General features: G+C 72.3%; 1 protein-coding gene. It reads left to right on the top strand.

The window, feature by feature from the left end; genetic code table 11:
• Positions 1 to 232: 232 nt before the first annotated feature.
• Positions 233 to 1413, top strand: a 1181-nt coding sequence (locus tag L7D48_RS28835; RefSeq protein WP_237884051.1) for an MFS transporter, incomplete at its 3' end; no start/stop codon positions are given.

The following is a 1413-nucleotide window of genomic DNA, read 5'->3' on the forward strand; positions in this document are numbered from 1 at the left end:
GGACGGGGGTTGGGTCCGGTTCCGCTTCCGGGTCCGGCCGTGGAGGGTGCTCGGGTTCCGGCGGACGGCCCGCCCCCGTGTGGGGCGGTCCGTCCGCTGCTTGTAGCACGGCTGTCACCTATTTGTTTTGTGTCGGAACAAAAAGGCTGCGAGACTTGTTCGTGTTCGGAGCACACCGACTCCGTTTCTTTGTCCTGCTGCGCATCCACCCCTCGCGTCGAAAGGCTCTCCCATGCCCCTGGCCCTGCTCGCTCTCGCGGTCGCGGCCTTCGGGATCGGCACCACCGAGTTCGTGATGATGGGCCTGCTGCCCAACGTCGCGGACGACCTGGGCGTCTCCGTACCCACCGCCGGCCATCTCGTCTCCGCCTACGCCATCGGCGTCGTCATCGGCGCCCCGCTCCTGGCCGCCGTCGGGGTCCGCGTCCCGCGCAGGCGGATGCTCATCGCCCTGATGGGCCTGTTCACCCTCGGCAACCTCGCCTCCGCCCTCGCCCCCGGATACGGCACGCTGCTGGCCGGGCGGGTGCTGGCCGGGCTGCCGCACGGCGCGTTCTTCGGCGTCGGCGCGGTAGTCGCCGCCCGCCTGGTGCGGGAGGGACGGCAGGCGCGGGCCGTGGCCACGATGTTCCTGGGGCTGACCGTGGCCAACATCGTCGGCGTGCCCGGCGGTACGGCGCTGGGACAGCAACTGGGGTGGCGTGCGACGTTCCTGGTCGTCACCGTGATCGGGCTGGTCGCGATGGGGGCGCTGGCGGCGCTGGTGCCGTATCTGCCGCTGGAGCGGCGAGGCGGTGTTGCGGGGGACGCTGGTGCTGGTGGCGGTGCGGTGCGTGAGCTGCGCCGCGAGGTGCGGGCGCTGGGGGACCGGCAGGTACTGCTCGGGCTGCTGACGGCGGTCTTCGGGTTCGCGGGCGTCTTCGCCCTCTACAGCTACCTCGCCTCGATGGTCACCGAGGTCACGGGGATGGCCGAGTCGTCGGTGACGGTCGTGCTGGCTCTCTTCGGTGTCGGCATGACGCTGGGTGCGCTGGCCGCGGGACCGCTGACCGACCGTGCGCTGCGGCCCACGCTGTACGGGGCGCTGGGAGCGCTGGCGCTGGTGCTGGTGGCGTTCCGGTTCACCGTCCACGTGCCGTGGGCGGCGATGGCGACCGTGGTGGTGATCGGTGCGGTGGGGTTCATGACCACCACGCCGCTGCAGATGCTCGTGATGGAGAAGGCGCGCCACGCGCCGACGCTCGCCGCGGCCTCCAACCACTCCGCGTTCAACCTGGCCAACGCGGGCGGCGCGTGGGCCGGTGGTACGGCCATCGCGGCGGGCTGGGGGTGGACGTCCCCGGCGCTGGTGGGCGCGGGCCTGGCGGTGGTGGGTCTGGTGATCGCCGTGGTGGCGGGGGTGCTGGACCGGGT

It is taken from the genome of Streptomyces sp. ICN903, from assembly GCF_022015835.1.
Classification (GTDB): domain Bacteria; phylum Actinomycetota; class Actinomycetes; order Streptomycetales; family Streptomycetaceae; genus Streptomyces; species Streptomyces fenghuangensis.